Genomic DNA, 22,116 nt, shown 5'->3' on the forward strand with positions numbered 1-22,116 from the left:
CATTTTAGGCTGCGGGCAAAAGTACCGGTTAGCTGCCTGAATTTTCGTTGGGATCGATTAGGCCAAGACGTTCCGCGATCGAGACCAGTCTCGCGAGCGAATGCACCTGCATCTTCTCCATCACCTCATGGCGATGCGCTTTCACGGTGCGTTCGGTTGTTCCCAGTTCGCTGGCAACTTGCTTGTTGATCTTGCCGCGCACGATCAAATCGAAGACCTGTCGCTCGCGGGGCGTCAATTTCGCAAGAAGAGCGAGGATCGTATCGATCTTGCTTCGTTGGCTGCGGGCTGACTCATGGTGCGCCAGGGCGCGCTCGATCGCATCGATCAGTTGTTCTGACGATACCGGCTTGATCAGGAGATCTTCGGCGCCTGCTCTAATAGCCCGCACGGTCGTCGGGATGTCAGCATGGCCGGTGACGAAGATGACCGGCAAAATCGAATGGAGCTCGATGAGGCGGCTTTGCAATTCCAGGCCGTTCAGTCCGGGCATTCGTACGTCAAGCAAGACACATCCCGGTTTTTCAGAGCCCTGCAGACGATCCAGTAGTGTTTCGGCCGACGAGTATTTTTCGACTTCATAGCCCGCAAGCTTCAGACGACGTTCGACCGCTGTCCGAAACGAGGCATCGTCGTCCACAATATAAACAAGGCCAGGCAAGTCCGCCTCCCAGCCGCCACCCTAGGAAGCCCTGCTCAGAGCACCCATACCCTATTACAGACCTGTCCTTAGGTACAATGACCCTTCAGACAATGGTCAAGAAAGATGTCTTGGCGGAAGCTCCACGGCCACGGCAAAGAGCACTCCTTCGAGCGGAAATAATACTTCGTAGAGGCAGACCATATCCAACAACCGATTACTCCACAGGAGTTGGCCATGTTTGTCCGCGTTACCACCGATTTGGCATATCGCGCCACCTCTCTCGGCGAACTTGGAATAGCGAATGATTCAAATCAAAAAGTAAGTCTAAACGAATTTACCTACAAAAAAGGTACTGAAATCTACGGGGAAAAAGAGCCTGCGGACTACGTCTATCAGGTCAAAACGGGCGCGGTGCGAAGCTACAAATTGCTTTCAGACGGTCGTCGCCAGATCGGCGCGTTCCACCTCATCGGCGACATTTTCGGATTGGAAAACGGAAGCGAACATCGGTTTACGGCAGAGGCGATCCTGAACACCACGGTTCGCTTGATCAAACGGCGGAGCCTTGAGATGGTGGCGGAGAGCGACGCTATGGTCTGGCGAAACCTGCTCAGCATGACCACGGAAAATCTGCAGCATGCGGAAAATCACATGCTCCTGCTCGGTCGCAAGACGTCTCTGGAGCGGGTCGCTGCCTTCCTGATCGAGATGGACCGACGGCTTACGGCGGCCAGCGTCATACCATTGCCGATGTCGCGGCGCGATATTGCCGACTATCTGGGATTGACACTGGAAACTGTTTCTCGTGCACTATCGCGGCTGCATGAACTCGACATCATCAGATTCGTCGGCAGCAATCAGCGCCAGATCGTCGTTCTGAATCGACGGCAGCTCGCTAGTCTCGATCTGCAGACCTGAAGCCGGGAGCTGCGGGCGCAATTCGCGCTGGTTCTTACACATCCCTCGTCTTAAGGAAGCCGTCGCGACCGACGTTCGCGACCGGACCATGAAGCGTTTCTCTTGGAGAGAGAGCGATCGAATGGAGGAGGAAATTGAGCTGTCCCGTTCCTTCGCGATCCGTTCGACCATGACATCCAGCGGCATGAAGATCGGCGATTTCAATGCCCGTGCAAGTGGACCGACGTGCTGTCTAGAGCGTTCGTTCGGGTAAGTAACGGCGAGGTCAGCCCCGAGCGCACGAAATGCCTTGGCGCACCCCCGGACAATCGATTGATTTGTTCGCGATGCCGACGATCGCCTTTCTTGCCCTTCAAGGCGCCCTTGGTATCGGGGAGTTCTGGAATCACGACACCCTCTCATGTCTCGCACTCGGCGACGGCCTCTCCAACAACAGCGACAACGTGTGCTGCGCAATCATCAACTCCTCGTCGGTTGGTATGACGTAAACCGGGATACGGCTGTCGGAACCGGATATCAGGCGCGCGTGGCGAGAATTCCCTGTGGGATCAAGCGTAAAGCCAAGCCATCCCAGTTGATCGACGATGCGCGCCCGAATCCGCATCGAGTTTTCGCCGATACCGGCGGTAAAGACGAAAGCGTCGACACCCTGCAGCGCGGCTGCAAGCATGCCTGCGTTGAGGCAGACCCGGTAGACGAAATAATCGATCGCCAGTTTTGCCTTCGGATCCTCGCTTGTCTCCAGTTCGCGCATATCATTGCTGACGCCTGACAGTCCCTTCAATCCGCAATCGCGATAGAGAAAATTCTGTACGTCGGACGCAGACATTCCCATTTCCGAGATCAGATAGAGCACGACACCGGGGTCAAGTTGCCCCGGGCGCGTCCCCATTGGTAACCCGTCGAGTGCGGTGAATCCCATGGTGCTCTCGGCGCTACGCCCTCCCCTCAGTGCGCACATGGAGGCGCCACTACCGAGATGCGCGACGATCACCCGCCCCTTTGCAACCTCGGGGGCGACCTGCGGCAAGATCTGCGCAACATATTCGTATGAGAGACCGTGGAATCCGTAGCGCCGCACACCTTTGGCATAAAGCTGATGCGGGATAGCATAGTGATCCGCGACCGCGTCATGTGTGCGGTGAAACGCTGTGTCGAAACAGGCCACTTGCGGAAGGGCTGGAAAGTTGGCCAGAAGCGAGCGGATCGGTGCCAGATTATGTGGCTGATGAAGCGGGGCTAACGTAATGAACCGCTCCAGCTGGGCTACGACCCCGTGGTTGATCAGCACCGGTCGGTCATAGTCCGGACCGCCATGCACGACACGATGGCCGACAGCTATCGGGCTGATACGAAGCTCGTTCCGTAACCATTCACCAGCGATACGCATCGCGGCTGGGACGTCCGAAACCGATTCAATCGGATAGACCCGATCGGCCAGTGGTTCGCTGTCCGCACGGCTAGCCCGTAGGCGAGGACGGCTGCCAATACCATCAATCTGGCCCTTGATCTGCCGTCGCAGCTTTCCCTCTCCCTCGACCGAAAAGATCTGGAACTTGACGCTTGAGGAGCCTGCATTGACGACGAGGATGGTATCCATGGCGATCACGCGGCAACTGTTGGAGCCTGCTGGCGCCTCGCATTCGCATAGAGAGCCGCGACCGCGCAGGACGCCATCCGAGCGCGCGCCGAGTCTGCACGCGACGTCAGAACGATAGGCACCCGGGCGCCGAGCACGATGCCAGCGCCATCTGCCTTGGCGAAGTAAGCGAGATTCTTCGCCAGCATATTGCCGGCCTCAAGGTCGGGAACGAGCAGTATCTGCGCCCGGCCGGCAACATCGGATCTGATTCCCTTGATCCGTGCCGCCTCCACATCGATCGCATTGTCGAAGGCAAGCGGTCCGTCGAGCACGCCACCCGTGATCTGCCCTCGATCGGCCATTTTGCAGAGCGCCGCCGCCTCGATCGTAGACGGGATACTGGAAGTAACGGTCTCGACCGCCGACAGGATCGCCACACGCGGCGATTTCCCGAAACCGGTTTGTGTGTAGAGATCGATGGCGTTCTGGATGATATCCCGCTTGGCATCGAGATCAGGAAAGATGTTGATGGCCGCATCCGTCACGAACAGCGTTTCAGCATAGGCCGGCACATCCATCACGAACACATGGCTGATCCGCCGGCTGGTCCGCAGCCCGCCCACCTTTGCCGTAATGCTGCGCATCAGTTCGTCGGTGTGTAGGCTGCCCTTCATCAGCATTTCACCCTCGGCAGCATGGATGAGCTCAACGCCCTTTGCAGCCGCAGCCTCGCTGTGCGAAACATCGACGATCTTGAAACCGGAAACGTCCAGGCCACACTTGTTGGCAATATCCCTGATTTTCCCTTCAGGCCCGACCAGTGTCGGCCGGATGATGCCTGCCGCCGCGCTGTCGACGACGCCGCGCAAGGAGGCTTCATCGCAGGGATGCACAACAATGGTTGGCACCGGCGGTACTGCCTTGGCCGCAGCGATCAGACGGTCATACTTGCTGAGAGAACGTGTTTTTCCTGAATCGGCTAGCATGGCGTTCATGGTGTCGCTCCGAATCTTTCCGATTAACGCTACGAGGCCTTCGACTTCGGATCGAAAGGGGTGACCTTCAATCTTTTACCTGACACTTCATCCACATTTGCGCGACGTGTTCTCGATACTGATCGCCACGTCAGCGCAAGACGTCCATGAACGGGACGCTGTGTTGACCCCGCATCCATCATGTACTCCACAGCCGATGCAACAAGCCCCGACATGGTACCCGCCCAGCAATGTTGTTTGCCCATCGACATGTCATGGCCTCGATGTCGTGCAGTACATTCAAGAAGCATCGAGGCATCGAACGTTGATTTAGGTCAACGTTCGACGATCAGCTGGGTAATGACGCTGTGCCAGCTCGATCCCTACGTATCCAAGCCACCGTCAACTCCCAGGTCAGGGAGAGAATGATCGGTCCGATAAAGAGGCCGATAATTCCATGCGCGAGCGTTCCTCCGATCACCCCGACAAAGATGACAAGCGTCGGGGTCGTCAGGCCGCGCCTCATCACCAGCGGCTTCAGGATATTGTCGATTATGCCGACGAAACCCAGGAACACCGTCAGCAGGAGCGCCGTGGTGAAATCCTTGTCCATCCAGATCCAAATGATCGCGGGAACCAGGACGATTGCCGCTCCTACCTGAACGATTGACAGGATCATAACTGCGATGGCCAACAGGCCGGCGCTGGGAATGTCTCCCAGTTTGAAGCCTATGCCGGCCAATAGGGCCTGGATGATTGCGACGCCGATGACGCCCTGGGATACGGCGCGAATGGTCGCACCCGCCAGTTCGAGGAAATGTTCGCTCTGCTCGGGCACGATTCGATAGAGGAAGCTCTTGCCTGCCTCTGCAAGTTGCGAGCCGTAGGGAAAGAGAAACCCGGCCAGCGCCACAGCGAGGAGAAACTTCAGCATGCCCACGCCGGCATTGCCCGCAAAAGCCAGCAAAACGCCCGCCAATGGCTTCAGATAAGGAGCCACCTCACGGAGGGCCGCTCGAATGTTGCTGGATGCCTGATTCCAGAACTCGTAAAGGCTCGGGCCGATGAGCGGCCAGTTATTGACGCTCTCCGGCGGGGATGGAGCCACCAGGTTGCCTGCGGCTAGATTCCCAGCGAACTGCTTCACTCCATCCAAGGCACTCAAGCCAAGCCAGGTTGCTGGTCCGATGACGATCCCGAGATTGATGAAGGTGAGAATGACCGCTGCGAGCCGTGGGCGGCCACCGAGAAGTCGGGAAAGGAGATTGAAGACAGGATAAAGTGCAACAGTGAGCACAATGCTCCAGGCCAAGATAGGCACAAAGGGACGGATCAGAACGAACGTCCAGTAAATCAGGAAAGCAAGCAACCCGAGCCGGATCACAAGCTGGATGACGTCGTCTCCGGGCAAGTACTGGCGAAGGGTTTTCAAGGACGCACCTTCATCTGGGGGCGAGCATATCGTAGCCAAGCTACCGGCTGCTCTCGCGTCATGGTCTTGATCCAAATCAACAGCAGGGGGTTGGTCTGGGCTTCAACTGCCGACGCCGATCGAGACGGCCGCTTCTATTTGCCCACCACGAGGCCCGATGCCTGAAGCGATCAAATACACCGCACGCGAGCTTCTGCGCGACGGCAGCGAGGTCGAAATCCGCACGCTCCGGCGTGAAGACGAAATCGCCATGCTTGCCGCAATCGAAAGGACCAGTGCGCAATCACTGCAGCGCCGCTTCTTCGTCATGAAGCGGAACTTCTCTGAGAAAGAGCGCGACTTCTTCATGAACGTCGATTTCAAGAACCATGTCGCGATTGTCGCAGTCGCAAAGGAAGCCGGGCGCGAGGTGATTGCCGGCGGCGGCCGCTACATTGTCGTTGAGCCGGGACAGGCCGAGATGGCATTTTCTGTCGTCGATAGCTGGCAAGGACGGGGTATAGGCTCGATCCTGATGCGCCATCTCGTCGAGTTTGCGAAAGATGCCGGGTTGCAGGAACTAACGGCTGACGTTCTGCCCGAGAACGCGCCGATGATAAGGATATTCGTAAAATTCGGCTTCACGCATGCCGCGCACCAAGACCCGCATGTACTTCATCTGGTGCTGAAGCTCGACTTCTTCAACGGCCTGCCAGTGCCCAACGTTACTATTGTGTGATAGAATTGTAATGTTAGGCGGAGCGCCTTGGACCAGCACAACATCAGTTATTGATCGGTGACGGGTAGTGGTCGGCGAGCCAACCGAGATCGAAATGAAACTTTGGGTTTCACCCGAGGATATCGTTGCGCTCCAAAATCATCCAAGTTTTGTCGACATGCTCCGAAGTCCCAGCAGTGAAACGCTGAAATCAGTCTATTTTGATTCCGATAGTCGATTGCTGCGCGATCACGGATTCACCTTGCGGGTGCGCCACAAGGGCGACATGCGTATCCAAACCGTCAAGGCCGCTAACACTAGCGGCGGCTACTTCGAGCGAGCCGAGTGGGAGCAGGTGATCGAGGGTAATCGACCAGATCTCACCCTGGTGAAGGATACGGCCCTTGGCGTCATTCTCGTCAACGAACCGGATAACGCACTGCAGCCGGTTTTTGAGATCCGAATTAAGCGCACGGCCTATCATCTGAATAGAAATGGCGCCGACGTGGTCATGGCGATTGACCAGGGGAAGATTTTCGCTGCCGGCTCCTCGCTTTCAGTTTCGGAGATTGAACTGAAGCGCGGCAATCCCGCCGACCTTTTCAAAATTGCGCGCAATATATTAGATATCATTCCGGCCCATCTCGAGTTCAAAAGCAAGTCTGAGCGCGGTTATGACCTGATCGAGAAGGCTGCGATTACCGCCGAAACAGCGCGTGATCCGGAGTTAAGTCCGGGAATGACGGCTGGTCGCGCCTTTACACTGATCGGCCGGGCGTGCTTGCGCCATCTGGTCACCAACTTACCGGCAATGAAGGAACGGGACCACAACGCGCTGCACCAAATGCGCGTCGCTTTGCGACGCCTTCGTGCCGCCATTTCACTCTTTTCGCCTGTGGTGGGCGACGATCGAGCGAGCGCAATAAAGTCCGAGCTAAAATGGTTGACGCAGGAATTCGGCCCGGCGCGGAATCTGGATACGCTCCTTGTCGAAGTGATCAGACCGCTGCGGAAGCGGCATCCAAGTGAGCCCGGGCTGGTCAGTATCAGCAATATGTTCGCGCGCAAGCGCCTAAAAAGCTATCGTCAAGCACTAGAGGCGGTCCGGTCGGCACGCTTCCGAAGACTTGTGCTTGATACGGTGGAATGGGTCGAGACCGGTCCATGGAGCACTTCGGAAGATGAGCTGGTACGTGCACGCCGCGAATTTCCGGTCGAGATTTACGCTGCCGGGCAGCTTTCGCAACGTCGAAAAAAGATCAGGCGGCTGGGTGCGAGGATCAAAACCTTAGATCCGGAGCAGCTGCATCGGCTGCGCATTCAAGTCAAGAAAGCCCGCTATTCGATCGAATTCTTTTCTGGCCTCTTTCACGGCAAAGAATGCGCCAAGCGTTGCAAGACGATCACCTCATCCCTGGTGAAATTGCAGAACAGCCTAGGCACAATCAACGACATTGTAACGCACAAGACCCTGTTCGCCGATATTATCGCTCGTCGTACGAACGGCCTGACTGATGAACAAAATCATCACCGCGCGTATGCGGTGGGTCTCATCATTGGGAACCAACAAGCTCAGGTCCAAAGATCGTTTGATCGCGCGCATAAGGCGTATTCGCGCTTTGATCGCGCCAAATCGTTCTGGAAGTTTACCGATCCGAAACGGCCCAATGGAGGCACCTTCGGCTCAAGAGTCCGTTGAAAAATAGTTTCGCTCTCGTGGTCGTCCAGCCAGCATCCTACATACCGCGGAATTCGCCGCCGGGAAGCAGCGAAGTCGAGTTCGGTGATCTTGCCGGGCGAACGCCAACAAAGCTGCCGAGACAATTGCCAAAGATACATCTGCGCAGTCATGCTCAAGACTTGGCAGAGTCGTGCCGCCAAGCCGATAACTGCCGTGGAGATTTTCGGTTCGAAAGCCTTGGGTCGGCACCAGAACGGCCGCTTTAGCCTTGTAGTTTATGAAACCAGACCGCTTGCTCCCGGCCCAAATTGGTCGCTCGAGTCTTTCCCAAAGGCGAGATTAAAATTACGAAACGACGAATGTCCACTTCGAGTCGACTTGGGACCATCAGCCCCGCCGTACCTTCTCGATCGCAGCGACGTCGATTTTCTTCATGGTCATCATTGCACTGAACGCGCGTTTTGCTTCGTCGCCGCCGGCAGCCATTGCCTCGGTTAGCACGCGCGGCGTGATCTGCCAGGAGATACCCCATTTGTCCCGGCACCAGCCGCACGCGCTTTCCTGGCCGCCATTGCCAACGATGGCGTTCCAGTAACGGTCAGTCTCTTCCTGATCGTCAGTGGCGATCTGGAACGAGAAAGCCTCGTTGTGTTTGAACGCGGGGCCGCCATTCAGACCGAGACAAGGTATGCCGGCGACGGTGAATTCGACCGTCAGCACGTCGCCCGCCTTGCCGGACGGATAGTCACCGGGGGCATGGTGGACGGTGGTCACCGAACTGTCAGGAAAAGTCTCGGCGTAGAAGCGGGCTGCCGCCTCGGCGTCCTTGTCGTACCATAGGCAGATCGTGTTCTTGGCAATTGCCATCGCTTGTCCTTTTGCTTTTGAGGTCAATTCCGGTCCGGTTTCCCACGCATTCGGAGAATGGGGCAGTAACTCAGTCATGGCGGTCCGCCATATCCACACCGACGGCGCCTCGAGTACTACTCAGGAGTTGCGGCGTATCGTTAGACTGGAAACGATTGACCGCCGCCCGCAAAGGACGATTCTTGACACCAAAAGCGGGTTCTCTCGAAGCTTGCGCATGCTTGATTTAATGAGGCATGAGGCACGGCGACAATACGGTTATGAAGGGTGTTGCTTCGTGTCGGCCGCGCCCCGGCGGAGGGAAATCGACGCAATCCAGCGAACCAAAACATAGAACACAGGTGTGAACACGAGACCGAACAGCGTCACGCCGAGCATACCGAAGAAGACCGCAGTGCCGAGCGCCTGACGAAGCTCAGCACCCGCCCCCGTCGCAATCACCAATGGCACGACGCCGAGGATGAACGCGAGCGACGTCATCAGAATCGGACGAAGCCGCGTGCGCGCCGCCTGCACCGCCGCATCCCAGCGACTGGCGCCCCCCTCCTCCGCCTGCCGTGCAAATTCCACGATAAGAATGGCATTCTTGGCAGCGAGGCCGATCAATACGACAAAGCCGATCTGAGTCAGGATATTGTTGTCCATGCCGCGCAATAGCACGCCGCTGACTGCGGCAAGCAGGCACATCGGCACAATCAAAATCACCGCAAGCGGCAGCAATACACTTTCGTATTGCGCGGCCAGTAACAGAAACACGAACACCACCGCGAAGCTGAATGCGATGACGGCGGTATTGCCAGCAACTTTTTCCTGCAAGGCGATTTCGGTCCATTCGAAGCCAAAACCGGACGGCAAGTTCTTGGCTAGGATATTTTCCATGGAGGCAATCGCCTGCCCCGTCGAAAACCCAGGCGTCGTGGTACCCTGCACCTCAGCCGCGGGGAAAAGATTGTAGCGCGGCACACGGTACGGTCCAGTGATATTGCGGAAAGTCGCAACCGCGCCGAGCGGCACCATTTCTGACGCGTTCGAACGAGTCCGTAAGGCTTCCACATCGCGCGTCGAAAGCCGGAATGGATTGTCAGCCTGTGCAGTCACCCGATATGTGCGCCCCAGGATGTTGAAGTCATTGACGTAGGTCGAGCCCATATAGGTCGACAGCGTGTCGAAGAAACGCGAGATCGGCACACCGAGCATCTCGGCCTTCGTGCGGTCGATGTCGGCAAAAACCTGCGGCGTCGACGCGTTAAACAGCGTGAAGACCTGAACGAGCCCAGGAGTCTGATTGGCCAGGCCGGTTATTGCGCCGACGACCCGGTCCAGCGCACGCGGACCGCGGCCGGCGCGATCCTGGACATAGAGTTTAAAGCCGCCGCCGGTTCCGATACCGGGGACCGAGGGCGGTGGAATGACGAGAACGAAGGCCTCGCGCAACGCTTTCACCTGCGCTCGCAGATCATTAAGGATCGTTTCAGTCTGGAGCTTGTCTTTCACCCTCTCCTCGAAAGGCTTGAGGGTAACGAAAAGAACGCCGGAATTGGGAGCGGTCGTGAAAGTCGCGCCGTCGAACCCGGCGAAAGTCACAGTGTGGGCGACGCCTGGCCGCGATAGCAAAAGGTCCGATGCCTTGCGCATGATGGCGTCGGTGCGTTCGAGGCTAGAACCCGGTGGCAAAGTGATCGCCGTGATGAAATAGCCGCGATCCAGCGACGGGATGAACCCAGACGGCGTGCGGGCGAACTGGAAGTAGGTCAGGCCAATCAGGCCGGCATAGACGAATAGCATCAATGCCAAGATCCGCAGCACCCGTCGGGTCAATCCCGCATAGCCATCCGAAAGCTTGTCGAAGCCTCTGTTGAATCCGGCAAAGAAGGCATTGAATGGCCGGCCGACGGTCATCCAGAAACCTGGCTTTTGCTCATGGCCATGCGGCCGAAGGACCAGCGCCGCCAACGCCGGCGATAGTGTCAACGACACGATGGCCGAGATGATCGTCGAGGACGCGATGGTGAGAGCGAACTGCCGATAAAACGCGCCTGAAATGCCGGCGATGAATGCGGTGGGAATGAACACGGCACAAAGGACCATCGCGATCGCGATCAAAGCGCCGCCGACCTCATCCATGGTTTTGTGAGCAGCCTCGCGCGGGCTCAGGCCCTGACGCAGATAACGTTCGACGTTCTCGACCACGACGATAGCGTCGTCCACGACGATGCCAATGGCGAGGACAAGCCCGAAGAGCGTCAGGTTGTTTAGCGAGAAGCCAAAAGCCTCCAACACGAAGAACGTGCCGATCAAAGACACCGGAATAGCGACCACAGGAATGATCGCGGCACGCCATGTCTGCAAGAATAGGATGATGACGAGCACCACCAGGACAAGCGCTTCAAACAAGGTTCGGATCACCTCGTCGACCGATTGCTGGACGAATTCGGTAGTGTTGTATGCGATGCGGTAGCCGAGACCAGCGGGAAAGTTCTTCGCAAGGTCGTCCATCGTTGCGATTACCGCGGCGGCGGTCTTGAGCGCGTTTGAGCCGGGACGCTGAAATATGCCGATTGCGGTCGCGACCTTGCCGTCGAGATAAGCGTTCGTGGTGTAGGTATACGCGCCAAGCTCCACGCGGGCGATGTCCCGCACCCGCGTCACCCCGCCGTCCTGATCGGTCGCGACGATGATGTCGCTGAACTGGTCCGGACTGGACAGCCGACCCAGTGTCTGCACCGCCACCTCGAATCCAACCGGAGATTTCGCGGGCGGCTGATTGATGGCGCCAGCGGCGACCTGAATGTTGGCGCCGCGCAAGGCGGTGATCACATCGCTCGCCGTCAGACCGCGCGATTGCACTTTGGCCGGATCAAGCCAAACCCGCATGGAATAGTCACGCGCGCCAAACACGATCGTATCACCCACTCCGTCGACACGAGTGAGCACATCTTTGATATTGATGGTCGCGTAGTTCGAAATATACGATTGGTCGAGCGTACCATCGGGCGAGATCAGATGAATCACCATCATCAGGTCAGGCGATTTCTTTTTGACGGTCACACCGATACGCTGCACCTCTTCCGGCAAACGTGGCGACGCGATCGAGACCCGGTTCTGTACCAGCACCTGGGCATCGTCGATATTCGTGCCGGGCTTGAAGACTACGTCAATCTTTGTCGTGCCGTCGCCGGTCGATTGCGACACCATGTAAATCATGTTGTCGACGCCGTTGATCTCCTGCTCTATCGGCGAGGCGACGGTCTCGGCCACGATATCTGCTGCGGCACCAGCATAGATTGCAGTCACCTCGATAGTCGGTGGAGCGATTTCAGGAAATTCAGTGATCGGTAGCGCACGAAGAGCGATCGCGCCGACAAGCGTCAGGATAATTGAAACCACGCTCGCGAAGATCGGTCTGTCGATGAAGAAATGGGGAAACCGCATTTGAGCCTCATCACCCCGCGCCGAACAGCGCTTAGTTCGCAGCGGCCTTTATCGTTCCGTCCTCGGCCTTGACCTTCTGTCCGGGCCGCGCGCGCTAAACCTTCGATCACGATACGATCTTTTGGCGCCAGACCCGAGCGAACGACGCGCAGTCCATCAACGATCGGGCCCAGTTCGACCTTTTTGATGCCAACCGTGCCATCTTCAGCGACGGTGAATACGATCTTGCTCGCCTGATCGGACAGGATCGCACTATCAGGGATCAGAAATGCCTGGGTCTCCCCGCCATATAGTCGGAGCCGCCCAAAAAAGCCCGGCGTCAGCAATCCATCCTTGTTATCGAAGATGGCGCGACCGCGAATCGTGCCTGTCTTCGGGTTAATGGCGTTATCGACGAAATCCATTCGGCCGGTGTGCTTGAAATCGGTCTCGTCCGCGAGTCGAACGGCAACCGGGTTCTGCACGTCGCGCGACGATCGTCGCCCTCCGGCTGCGGCGAGACGCAGGTAGTGCAGGAAATCGGACTCGCTGCCATCGAATATGAAGTGAATCGGATCCAGGGAAACAATCACGGTCAGCAACGTCGCCCCGCTCTGGCCGCCCGTGATCAGATTGCCAGCATCGACGCGCCGATCGGAAATACGCCCGGCTATGGGGGCACGAACCTCGCTCCATTCGAGATTGAGTTCGGCCTGCTTGAGCGCAGCCTCAGCCGCACCAACTCCGCCTGCGGCGTCGCGCTGCGTGGACCTTCGCGTGTCGAACTCACGTGCGGTTAGGGTTTGATGGCTGATCAGCGGCGTCGCCCGCTCCACATCGGCCGTGGCGATCTCAAGCTTGGCTCGCGCCCGCTCAAGATCGGACTTAGCCTGATCGACCGCGAGTTTATAGGGCCGCTGGTCGATCACGAACAGGAGATCGCCTTCTTTGATAATCTGACCGTCCTTGAAATGAATGGAATCTATGAAACCCGAGACGCGCGCACGAACGCCGACCGTCTTCAGCGCCTCGAACCGGCCAGTGTATTCATCCCATTCGGTAATCGACTTCTGAATTGGTTTCGAAACGGTGACGGATGGCAGTGGAGGAGGATTGGTGCTCGCCGCCGGTTTGGTGTCGCAACCGGAAAGCAAGCCGGCCAGCAACAGGCCAATTATTAAAAATGGAGCCCGTGTCATCAGAGCCGCCTCCAACACGCGTCAGGCCCAGAGAGTGTCTCGAAATATTGTAGTGAAAGCGAGTCTAATTTTTATTGAAGCGATCCGAATGACCTTCGCTCGTCACTCGGCAAGCATAAGCCCAAGGAGTGCCTCATATCGGGCCGCAAAACTTCAAAAGCGCCGGATCGTGCCTCGACCAGGATCGATGGCCGTCAATTACGAAATGCCAACATTAAAGTCACGCAGACGACTCTCGCCTTGGAAAGGCTTCTACTTCACTACGAGGTCGTTTTAGACTGTCTTTTTCTATGCGGCACTAGCGCCTTAACGATGAGTTTCTTGGTCTCGGCAAGACCTGTTTCATTCAGGTCTGCGCCAAAAAACGAGAGCGCCGGCTTGCAAGGGCGCGAGCGAGAACGTCCCGCGATCGCATCACCGTGCAGGCCCTTTGAATGGTTCATGGCGGGCCCCATTTAATCGATGGGCTTCGTTAAAGAAGCACGCTACTCTGACAAGGCTAGGGAGAGATTATTATGAAAAGGCTTTCGCTTTGCGCGATGGCAATAATCTGTTTTGTTGTCCTAGCGCCTACCGCAAACGCGCGATCAGTCTACGATGGTTCTTGGGACCTCGTCTTCGTGACGCAACGAGGGGCATGCGATCCTGCCTACAACTTCACCGTCAATATTTCCAACGGAGTTGTGACGCATCCTAATCTCGTAAAATTCAGAGGATACGTCGCGAAATCTGGCGCGGTTCGCGCTTCGGTGACCGTTCAGGATAAATACGCCTCCGGCTCAGGCAGGCTCTCCAGTGTTTCTGGCCGCGGGACATGGAATGGCCACGCAGGAAATGCGCGATGCTCCGGCTACTGGACCGCGCAACGAAATTGACATCTTCACGACGAGAAAACGTGAGCATTTTGGCCTGAGACTCAAACCGGCGACAATCGCCGCCTTGCGCCGGAAGCCGTTGCCTGCACGCTAGTTCTCAGCGTCCTACGTGAGCGCCGGTCGATAGGACCGGACTGCCATAAATCCAGCCGTTGGCATCCAAATGGTATCGCGGTCAGGGTCGATTTCATTTCTGGACAACCAGAGACGGTAGGTTTGCATGTCCTGATCGCCGTCGGGCGCCGCCTGAATACGGATGATCTTGGCCTCAACAACGCCGGCATCCACTGAGGCGGCTATTCATCAATTGATTTTTCCCAACATGATCGAGAATTCGGTGGTGCCGCCTGAGGCGGAGGTCATTCTGTCCTCCAGATACCGGCGCCGTATCGATCAAAACCCACGGGATCACGTCAAATTTCCTCTTCGGTGATCGGAGTTGCCCTGAAGGCGGCTCTGCGGGGCAGTCGCATCTCAGCTTAGAGCACCATTCTATCGGCCGCTACGTTTGGCAGCGAAGGAGCGAGGGACGGTTGGTGCAGCCAATACTTAGGCCATGCCCGAACTAAGACTTAGTCTTACCACTCCTGCTCTTCTCGTTAGCGCGCCGCAGAGCCTCAGCAAGTGCTCCGCCGCCGGACTGCTGATGCGGCTTGTTCGGCGGCGACATCATCGGGCGCGTTTTGTCTCTTGGGAGGCTTTGCGCCGCACGCTCGCTCTTGCCGCCGAGCTCATCATCGAGACGGAGCGTCAATGCGATCCGCTTACGGGCGACATCCACCTCAAGTACCTTCACCTTGACAACGTCACCTGACTTCACGACCTCGCGCGGGTCTTTGATGAAGGACTTCGACATCGCCGAAATGTGTATCAGGCCATCTTGATGTACACCAATATCGACGAAGGCACCGAACGCCGCCACGTTGGTTACGGTACCCTCGAGGACCATACCGGGTTTAACATCCTTGAGTGTCTCGACACCCTCTTTGAACACAGCAGCCTTGAAGACCGGCCGCGGATCTCGGCCGGGTTTTTCCAGCTCGTGCAGAATGTCGATCACGGTAGGCAAACCGAAGGTATCATCGACGAAGTTCTGCGGCTTGACCTGACGTAGGATATCCGCGTTTCCGATCAACGCCTTGATGTCGCTCCTGGTTGCAGCAAGAATTTTGCGCACGACGGGGTAAGCCTCCGGATGGACTCCCGAGGCATCGAGAGGATCGTCGCCGCCATTGATCCGCAGGAAGCCTGCGCATTGCTCGAATGCTTTGGGGCCCAGCCGAGGCACCTGCTTCAGCTCCTTACGTGTCTTGAATGGCCCATTGTCATCACGGTGTTGGACAATGGTTTGCGCTAACCCCGCGCCGATACCTGATACGCGTGCGAGTAACGGCGCAGAGGCCGTGTTGGCATCGACTCCGACCGCATTAACACAATCCTCAACCACCGCATCGAGGGAGCGAGCCAGTTTACTCTCGCCAAGGTCATGCTGATATTGCCCCACGCCGATCGCCTTCGGATCGATCTTGACGAGTTCGGCCAATGGATCTTGTAGTCGTCGAGCAATCGATACCGCCCCGCGCAGCGTGACGTCGAGATCCGGCAATTCTTCGGACGCAAAGGCCGACGCCGAATAAACCGAAGCGCCGGCTTCCGACACCACGATCTTCGACAGCTTCATATCGGACAGAAGTTTAACCAGATCCATAGCAAGCTTGTCAGTCTCGCGCGACGCCGTGCCGTTGCCGATCGCGATCAAGTCAACGCGATGTTGAACGGCGATCTTGCCGAGCGTGGCGAGCGCCGCATCCCATTGCCGCTGAGGCTCGTGCGGATAGATCGTGGTGGTCGACACCACCTTGCCCGTCGCATCGACAACAGCGACCTTGACGCCGGAGCGAAATCCGGGATCGAGACCCATGGTAACGCGCGCGCCCGCCGGCGCCGCCAGCAAGAGGTCGCGCAGATTCGACGCGAACACACGGACCGCCTCCTGCTCGGCTGCGTTCCACAGCCGCATGCGCAAATCAATATTGAGATGAGCCTGGATCTTGGTCCGCCAAGCCCAGCGCACCGTTTCTATGAGCCATTTATCGCCGGCCCGGCCATGATCGGAAATCGCGAAACGCCGCATGATCTTCAATTCGTAGATGCTGACCGCAGCCGGCGTAGCGGCAACTGGTTCGGGCAACATTTGAAGGTCGAGAATATCCTCTTTCTCACCGCGAAACATTGCGAGGATCCGATGCGACGGCAATTTGGTGAGCGGCTCGCGAAAATCGAAATAGTCCTTGAATTTTTCGCCCTCGATCTTCTTGTCGCTCCGCACGGTGGACGACATCAGACCGTTCGACCACATTTCTTCTCGCAACACTCCAATCAAGTCAGCATCTTCCGCGAAACGCTCCACCAGAATGGCGCGGGCGCCATCGAGCGCGGCCGCGACATCGGGGATCGACTTTTCGGCATCGACGAACGGCTCTGCGATCGTCTTTGGATTGTTCTGCGGCTGCGCCAACAATAATTGAGCCAGCGGCTCCAACCCGCGCTCTTTGGCGATCTCGGCCTTGGTACGGCGTTTCGGTTTGAACGGAAGGTAAATGTCTTCTAGACGCCCCTTGCTATCGGCAGCGAGGATCGCTGCTTCCAGTATGGCGTCGAGCTTGCCCTGTTCGCGAACCGAGTTGAGGATCGCGACACGACGATCTTCGAGTTCACGCAGATAATTCAATCGCTCTTCGAGCGTCCGCAATTGAGCGTCATCCAGCGAACCCGTAACTTCCTTCCGGTAACGAGCGACGAAAGGAACAGTTGCGCCACCATCGAGCAACGCCACCGTCGCTTCAACTTGCTGTTCGCGAACGCCGAGTTCTTCTGCGATCCGTCGATTGATGTTTACCACGCGCGATCTTTCTGAGTCATCGCGACTAATAAAATGGCTCGCCGCGGAATGACGCTTATGGACCACCGTCGATTGATTTATCAACCCAGTCGCCAAACAAATTGGTTTGTGGACGGGTTTCGATCGCAACCGTGAGCGTTGCCATTTTTCGGAACAAGCATCATACAACGAGATAAAGGTGGATCGGTGGCACTTAAGTGTGTAAACGAGCGCTCCTTCCTGGAGTACTTATGTCAATCTGCGGACTCGATTTCGGGACATCAAATTCCACGCTCGGCACCATTGCTGGCCGTGAACCGGTTCTGACGGCGCTGGAGGCCGCTCAGACCACGATTCCGAGCGCGATTTTCTATGAAACTGACGGCGCCGTTTTGATTGGACGCAGAGCGATTGATGCCTATGTCGAGGGCGTTCCGGGCCGCCTGATGCGCAGCCTTAAATCAGTGCTTGGCACCTCGCTGATCGACGAAACGACACGGCTTGGGCGCGAGCGGATCAGCTTTCGCGACGTGATTGCTTATTACGTGGGCGCAGTGAAACGGCGCGCTGAGCAAGCTATCGGTGGTGAGCTGCGACACGTGGTGCATGGTAGACCGGTTCATTTCGTCGACAACGCTCCGGATACCGACCGCGAAGCTGAGAGGATGTTGTGCGATATCGCTCGCGAGGTTGGCTTCGATGAGGTTACGTTCCAGTTTGAGCCGATTGCTGCGGCACTCGACTATGAGCGGCAGATATCGGCTGAAGAACTCGCACTGATTGCAGATATCGGCGGCGGGACATCGGATTTCTCGATCGTGCGCCTGGGGCCACAACGCCACGGCAAGGTAGACCGCTTGGGGGATATTCTTGCAAATGATGGCATACGCGTTGGGGGCACAGACTTCGATCGCCAACTCAGTCTCGGCGTCATCATGCCGTTGTTCGGCTTTGGTAGCGCCATGAAGCGTCCAGGGCTGGGCGTGCCTTCGAGTTATTTCCACGACCTGGCAACTTGGTCCAATATCAATCGGATGTACGAGCCGCGAGTAATGTCGGAAATTCGCCAGGTTCGCCGCGATGCCGATGAACCGGTCTTGCTCGATCGACTGCTACGCGTGGTCGCGGAGCAGCGCGGCCATACGTTGGCGATGGAAATTGAAGAAGCCAAGATTGCCCTATCCGATAGACGAGACACAAAGATCCCGCTGGATTGGGTCGCAGCAGGCCTCAGCGCCGCCGTCAGTCGATCAGATCTCGCGAGTCATACGAAGCAATTAGCCGATCGCATCGGAGCCCGCGTCAAGATCTGCCTCGAGCAAGCGCACCTGACAGCGAGCCGCGTCGATGCCGTGTTCCTGACCGGCGGATCGGTAAGGTTGGTCCATGTCCGCAACGCGATTATTAAGGCGCTACCCTCAGCCCGTATCGTCGAAGGCGACACCTTCGGCGCAGTCGGCAAGGGCCTCACCCTTGAGGCACTCCACCGATATGGCCCGGATAAATAAACCAGGTCAGCAAAGCCATTTTCAGAAGATGGCTGAAATTCCAACTCACCTCCAGAACCGAAACGAGCTCACCTTTTTGTCCGGTACCAGTTTCGTCTAACTGGAAACTCGAGATCACAAACCAAATGATACAGAACATTGACTCTGCGCTCATCTAGCGCCTTGGCCCACGCGGCTAGTCTGGAATCTTCCTCGAGCGATATATTCAACATGATTCAAGTTATCCGGTCGTTTCAGAAGGTTCGTTTGTAACTTCGAAACTCAACGCCAGATAAAACAATGTCCCGAGTGAACGTGCTGATCAATTTCCATGCGCAACTTTTCTCTGATCGTCAATGGAATCAAGATCTCAACATTGATGGCGGAGAGAAACAAAGACCCTATCCTTCTGATCCATGGAAACTCTCTTGCAAAGAGACCTTCCGACAAATGACATCGCTGGCTAGCGCGGGTTACCCTACAATTGCGCGCCTGATCTGCCTAGGCACGGGGAATCGGAAAACTTCACAATCGGCAAAATAATAGGAGGCCTCTGATGGTTGCTGCTGCCTATTGGTATGTTGATCTCCGAAATAGGATGTGACGCTGTAGTTGCGTAGTTTGCTACGTTGATCCCGCAGACGAAGCGTAGGCCCATCGACTTGGATGGTTTGCAACACAACATTGTCGTGTGACGGAATTTCAAGATCGAACGTTCTCGGTAATCACCCTCGCGTCATAGAAGTACAACGGAGGATAGAATGTCGAACTCAAAATCGCTACTCGCTTTCGCTTTGCTCGTGCCGCTTTTGGGCACAGTGATACCAGCAGAGGCGCAGAAGAAGGACGTTAATGCAATACGTGCTGAATGTTTCAGGCAAGCGAACGAAGCTGCCACGGCTGGCGCGCGTAATATGACTAGCGGAGCCTCTGCGGCGCGGAATGCCTTGGGATATTCTGCCTATCGCTCTTGCGCCAAAAAGAATGGTATTCGGCCATAATACAAACCGCTCTTCATGTTCCAAGCCGAGAAAGACAGAGACCGCCTTAGGGCGGTTTTTTTGCGAGCGCGTATTGGGTTGGCATAAAACGCTGGCGGGGACGATGCAATCGCGGACAAAGCAGCGTCCAACTGTGAATCGGCGCAGGGGTCAGATCGCTGCAGGTGCCGACAGTAACGCCATAAAGACAATCGAAAAAAGCCGATCGGAGTGGGGTCACGATCGGCGCCGATCGTGACCCCACTCCGACGTAGATTCCGTTACTTCTCACAAGGAGTTATCGCTGCAGCTTCAAGGGGCTTTGTTCAGCGCCGGTTTACACCCCGAATGCTCGCCGCGACCAAAAAGAGGCACGCTCATACTTTGGCGAACCAAGCGGCAACATCTATTCAGAATGGGCAGGAAACCACCATTCAGAATGAAAAACAGCCAAATGAGAAAAGTGCCTGAGCCGCAGGCTCAGCTATTGGCTGGCGACGCAGTGCTGATCGCACCGGTCTCCACATAAATTGGCCTGCTAACAGGGAATTTTACAGGGAATTTCGCAATTATGCGGCCACACGGGACGATATGAGCAGCAGGACCCCCTGTGCTGCAGCCACTTCCCGAGCGATTCCCTACCGAACCTATCAGGGAAAATAGTTCGACAAACAGGGAAAGGAAAAACCCAAAGCAGGGAATGGCGACAGCGGCAATGTAAGCGTCCATTTTCGCACACTTGTTTGGTTGGTACCGGATGCGATCTGTTCTCACCTCGATGTGCAGACGAGGGAAGAACCAAGGCGCACGGGATTCCGCTCGGGGCGTTCGGCAATTGGCGGGCGAGGTTCAAAGTAGAACCACAGCCCTTTGCCCCGAAGCTTCTCTACCGACCGACGCGGTATCTCTATAATCCCGATTCGCAATACTCGCGCTAATTCAATGAGCTCTGCTTCGAGGCGTGCTAGCCAAAACGCCTCGCCGTATCGAACAGGAGGCCCGCTTCTGTTCGCCAACAAGGTCGATGGCTATCCCGGTTTCGAGCAGCTCGGCGCCGATATTCGGCTCGCAGCCTGCTGGCCCATACACGACGCAAGTTCTATGAACTGCAGCAGGCAACCGGCTCGCCCATCCCCACTGAGGCGGTGCGGCGCATCACCGAACTCTACGCGATCGAGACGACCATCCGTGGTCACACCGCCGATGCCCGACGGAGCATGCGCCAATCCAGATCACTGCCGCAGGTCGCGGCAATGAAGACCTGGCTCGAGACGAAGCTCACTCAAATCCCGCCCCGCAGCGGGCTCGCTGACGCTATCCGCTAGCTCTCACCCGCTGGGGCGCCCTTGGCTGTTTCCTCGACGACGGTCGCATCGAACTCGACACCAACACTGTCGAGCGCGCAATCCGTCCTGTCACTCTCGGCCGCAAAAACCGTCTGTTCGCCGGACAGGATCGACACTTGGTAAGGCAGTGGCGTTCGTCCGTTGGTATCGAACTAGACAGCACTATTAGACATCGGCTCGCCGTTTTTAGCCAGTCACGCTCGTATGAGCTGTCCGAAAGGCGGCGTTGGCAGACCCTACGCATCGTATTTACTTAAAAGTGCAGTTGACAGAATTTAACACCTGCAAGACACTTATCGATGCGGATTAGGAGCGGTCGTGATGAGCCATCTTCGACAGTTGGTTGCAGTCGCTGGTCTTCTCGGTTTCGCAGCGCAGCCGGTGTATGCTGAGGACTGCGGGTTTCTGGGAAACCAAAGTTACCTTCAAGACCGCCAAGTTTATTACGAAGTCACGCCGAACGGGCCATGGGAGCTGCTCACGCAGCCCAGAGATAGTTTTTCAGAGCGGCCGGTAAAACTGGCTTATGTTTTCCGCGAGACATTTTCCGAAGGACATTCTGGCGTTCTCATCATTAAAGCCGGTCGTAACCGGCAATCAAACGAGCCGGTTCGGTCTTCACGAGATAAGAAGATCGTCCTCTTCAGAGACCGGGGGAGCTACTGCAAAGGAGGAAAGAGTCCTATCAACGTCGACGTCACGGCTAGGTCTTACGATGATTATCATGATCGCGGTCTTGGCGATTCAGAAAGCTCTACCATAGACAGCTTCCACGTCGGCTACAGGGGCCGCAAACCATATTGCAGGCAAACCAACGAAAGACGAACAGATACGGCCGACCCCCGCAGTAACCGAGGTCAGTTTTCTTACAATTCCCAGGTTCTGCTGGGTGGCACGTACTCACAGGTCGCCGGTTGGTGGAGTTCTTCGGCATACGCTGAACCCTACGAGCGCTACGAGGATCGCCGGGTGGAGATCAAACAATACGAAACACTGCCCCAGCAGCCGACCTGTGTGCGGATAACCCTTCCGACTCAAAAGCCGGGAGGTTTCGTTCGCATCAATGATCTCGAGGGGCTCGAATTCTATCAGCGAGATTACATTCGCTCCTTCGAAAAAGAGTGGAATCTGACACTGCAGTAG

14 protein-coding genes and 2 pseudogenes are annotated in these 22,116 nt (G+C 56.7%); 7 read left to right on the top strand and 9 right to left on the bottom strand.

What is annotated here, in order from left to right; translation table 11 throughout:
* Nucleotides 1–28: 28 nt before the first annotated feature.
* The gene (locus tag ACSZOQ_RS13940) at nt 29–661 is read right to left on the bottom strand and encodes a response regulator transcription factor (protein ID WP_439923079.1); all 633 of its coding nucleotides are present in this window, start codon (nt 659–661) and stop codon (nt 29–31) included.
* 216 nt (nt 662–877) lie between these two features.
* Between ACSZOQ_RS13940 and ACSZOQ_RS13945 the strand changes: the two genes are divergently transcribed.
* The gene (locus tag ACSZOQ_RS13945) at nt 878–1,561 is read left to right on the top strand and encodes a helix-turn-helix domain-containing protein (RefSeq protein ID WP_439923080.1); all 684 of its coding nucleotides are present in this window, start codon (nt 878–880) and stop codon (nt 1,559–1,561) included.
* A 37-nt stretch (nt 1,562–1,598) separates the two neighbouring features.
* On the opposite strand, the pseudogene ACSZOQ_RS13950 reads toward ACSZOQ_RS13945, so the two are convergent.
* The 4 genes and pseudogenes from ACSZOQ_RS13950 to ACSZOQ_RS13965 form a co-directional block, all read right to left on the bottom strand.
* Nucleotides 1,599–1,950: pseudogene (locus ACSZOQ_RS13950) on the bottom strand (SDR family oxidoreductase); the annotation flags it as partial.
* Nucleotides 1,947–3,161, bottom strand: coding sequence for an acetate/propionate family kinase (locus ACSZOQ_RS13955; RefSeq protein WP_439923081.1), 1,215 nt, complete (start codon nt 3,159–3,161; stop codon nt 1,947–1,949). The pseudogene ACSZOQ_RS13950 and the gene ACSZOQ_RS13955, both read right to left, overlap by 4 nt.
* Before the next feature lie 5 nt (nt 3,162–3,166).
* Nucleotides 3,167–4,138 carry a phosphate acetyltransferase gene (locus ACSZOQ_RS13960; RefSeq protein ID WP_439923082.1) on the bottom strand — a complete coding sequence of 324 codons (972 nt, stop codon included), beginning with the start codon at nt 4,136–4,138 and terminating at the stop codon, nt 3,167–3,169.
* A gap of 328 nt (nt 4,139–4,466) precedes the next feature.
* Nucleotides 4,467–5,549 (bottom strand): AI-2E family transporter, encoded by a 1,083-nt coding sequence (locus ACSZOQ_RS13965; RefSeq protein ID WP_439923083.1) that lies wholly within the window; start codon nt 5,547–5,549, stop codon nt 4,467–4,469.
* A 157-nt stretch (nt 5,550–5,706) separates the two neighbouring features.
* Here ACSZOQ_RS13965 and ACSZOQ_RS13970 point away from each other — a divergent pair, with 157 nt between their 5' ends.
* Both ACSZOQ_RS13970 and ACSZOQ_RS13975 read left to right on the top strand, forming a co-directional pair.
* On the top strand, nt 5,707–6,267 hold the full coding sequence (locus ACSZOQ_RS13970; RefSeq protein ID WP_439923084.1) for an N-acetyltransferase family protein: 561 nt from the start codon (nt 5,707–5,709) through the stop codon (nt 6,265–6,267).
* Nucleotides 6,268–6,361: 94 nt separating this feature from the next.
* Nucleotides 6,362–7,945: a CYTH and CHAD domain-containing protein gene (locus ACSZOQ_RS13975; RefSeq protein WP_439923085.1), complete on the top strand. Its 1,584-nt coding sequence runs from the start codon at nt 6,362–6,364 to the stop codon at nt 7,943–7,945.
* 369 nt (nt 7,946–8,314) lie between these two features.
* On the opposite strand, the gene ACSZOQ_RS13980 is transcribed toward ACSZOQ_RS13975, so the two are convergent.
* The 3 genes from ACSZOQ_RS13980 to ACSZOQ_RS13990 all read right to left on the bottom strand — a co-directional run bounded on the left by ACSZOQ_RS13980 (nt 8,315) and on the right by ACSZOQ_RS13990 (nt 13,404).
* Nucleotides 8,315–8,788: a VOC family protein gene (locus ACSZOQ_RS13980; RefSeq protein WP_439926068.1), complete on the bottom strand. Its 474-nt coding sequence runs from the start codon at nt 8,786–8,788 to the stop codon at nt 8,315–8,317.
* Nucleotides 8,789–9,052: 264 nt separating this feature from the next.
* Nucleotides 9,053–12,226, bottom strand: coding sequence for an efflux RND transporter permease subunit (locus tag ACSZOQ_RS13985; protein WP_439923086.1), 3,174 nt, complete (start codon nt 12,224–12,226; stop codon nt 9,053–9,055).
* Entirely contained in the window at nt 12,163–13,404 is a 1,242-nt protein-coding gene (locus tag ACSZOQ_RS13990; RefSeq protein WP_439923087.1) for an efflux RND transporter periplasmic adaptor subunit, read from the bottom strand. The genes ACSZOQ_RS13985 and ACSZOQ_RS13990 overlap by 64 nt, the downstream gene beginning before the upstream one ends.
* Before the next feature lie 819 nt (nt 13,405–14,223).
* On the opposite strand from ACSZOQ_RS13990, the gene ACSZOQ_RS13995 reads away from it, so the two are divergent.
* Nucleotides 14,224–14,373 carry a hypothetical protein gene (locus ACSZOQ_RS13995; protein WP_439923088.1) on the top strand — a complete coding sequence of 50 codons (150 nt, stop codon included), beginning with the start codon at nt 14,224–14,226 and terminating at the stop codon, nt 14,371–14,373.
* A gap of 471 nt (nt 14,374–14,844) precedes the next feature.
* Here the strand turns inward: ACSZOQ_RS13995 and ACSZOQ_RS14000 are convergent, their stop codons facing one another.
* Complete coding sequence (locus tag ACSZOQ_RS14000) at nt 14,845–17,181, bottom strand: Tex family protein (RefSeq protein ID WP_439923089.1); 2,337 nt, start codon at nt 17,179–17,181, stop codon at nt 14,845–14,847.
* A 230-nt stretch (nt 17,182–17,411) separates the two neighbouring features.
* Between ACSZOQ_RS14000 and ACSZOQ_RS14005 the strand changes: the two genes are divergently transcribed.
* The 3 genes and pseudogenes from ACSZOQ_RS14005 to ACSZOQ_RS14015 all read left to right on the top strand — a co-directional run bounded on the left by ACSZOQ_RS14005 (nt 17,412) and on the right by ACSZOQ_RS14015 (nt 22,116).
* Nucleotides 17,412–18,668: an Hsp70 family protein gene (locus tag ACSZOQ_RS14005; protein WP_439923090.1), complete on the top strand. Its 1,257-nt coding sequence runs from the start codon at nt 17,412–17,414 to the stop codon at nt 18,666–18,668.
* Between the two features lie 1,976 nt (nt 18,669–20,644).
* Nucleotides 20,645–21,083 (top strand): annotated as a pseudogene (locus ACSZOQ_RS14010) (IS66 family transposase); the annotation flags it as partial.
* 211 nt (nt 21,084–21,294) lie between these two features.
* On the top strand, nt 21,295–22,116 hold the full coding sequence (locus tag ACSZOQ_RS14015) for a hypothetical protein (protein ID WP_439923091.1): 822 nt from the start codon (nt 21,295–21,297) through the stop codon (nt 22,114–22,116).

Source organism: Nitrobacter sp. JJSN, assembly GCF_051912485.1.
Lineage (GTDB): Bacteria > Pseudomonadota > Alphaproteobacteria > Rhizobiales > Xanthobacteraceae > Nitrobacter.

Bases quoted from the DNA above. Each gene is read 5' to 3' on its own strand.
- ACSZOQ_RS13975 (WP_439923085.1), top strand. From the start codon at position 6,362: ATGAAACTTTGGGTTTCACCCGAGGATATCGTTGCGCTCCAAAATCAT.
- ACSZOQ_RS13970 (WP_439923084.1), top strand. From the start codon at position 5,707: ATGCCTGAAGCGATCAAATACACCGCACGCGAGCTTCTGCGCGACGGC.
- ACSZOQ_RS13960 (WP_439923082.1), bottom strand. From the start codon at position 4,138: ATGAACGCCATGCTAGCCGATTCAGGAAAAACACGTTCTCTCAGCAAG.
- ACSZOQ_RS13990 (WP_439923087.1), bottom strand. From the start codon at position 13,404: ATGACACGGGCTCCATTTTTAATAATTGGCCTGTTGCTGGCCGGCTTG.
- ACSZOQ_RS13985 (WP_439923086.1), bottom strand. From the start codon at position 12,226: ATGCGGTTTCCCCATTTCTTCATCGACAGACCGATCTTCGCGAGCGTG.
- ACSZOQ_RS14005 (WP_439923090.1), top strand. From the start codon at position 17,412: ATGTCAATCTGCGGACTCGATTTCGGGACATCAAATTCCACGCTCGGC.
- ACSZOQ_RS14015 (WP_439923091.1), top strand. From the start codon at position 21,295: ATGAGCCATCTTCGACAGTTGGTTGCAGTCGCTGGTCTTCTCGGTTTC.
- ACSZOQ_RS13955 (WP_439923081.1), bottom strand. From the start codon at position 3,161: ATGGATACCATCCTCGTCGTCAATGCAGGCTCCTCAAGCGTCAAGTTC.
- ACSZOQ_RS13995 (WP_439923088.1), top strand. From the start codon at position 14,224: ATGGCCACGCAGGAAATGCGCGATGCTCCGGCTACTGGACCGCGCAAC.
- ACSZOQ_RS13945 (WP_439923080.1), top strand. From the start codon at position 878: ATGTTTGTCCGCGTTACCACCGATTTGGCATATCGCGCCACCTCTCTC.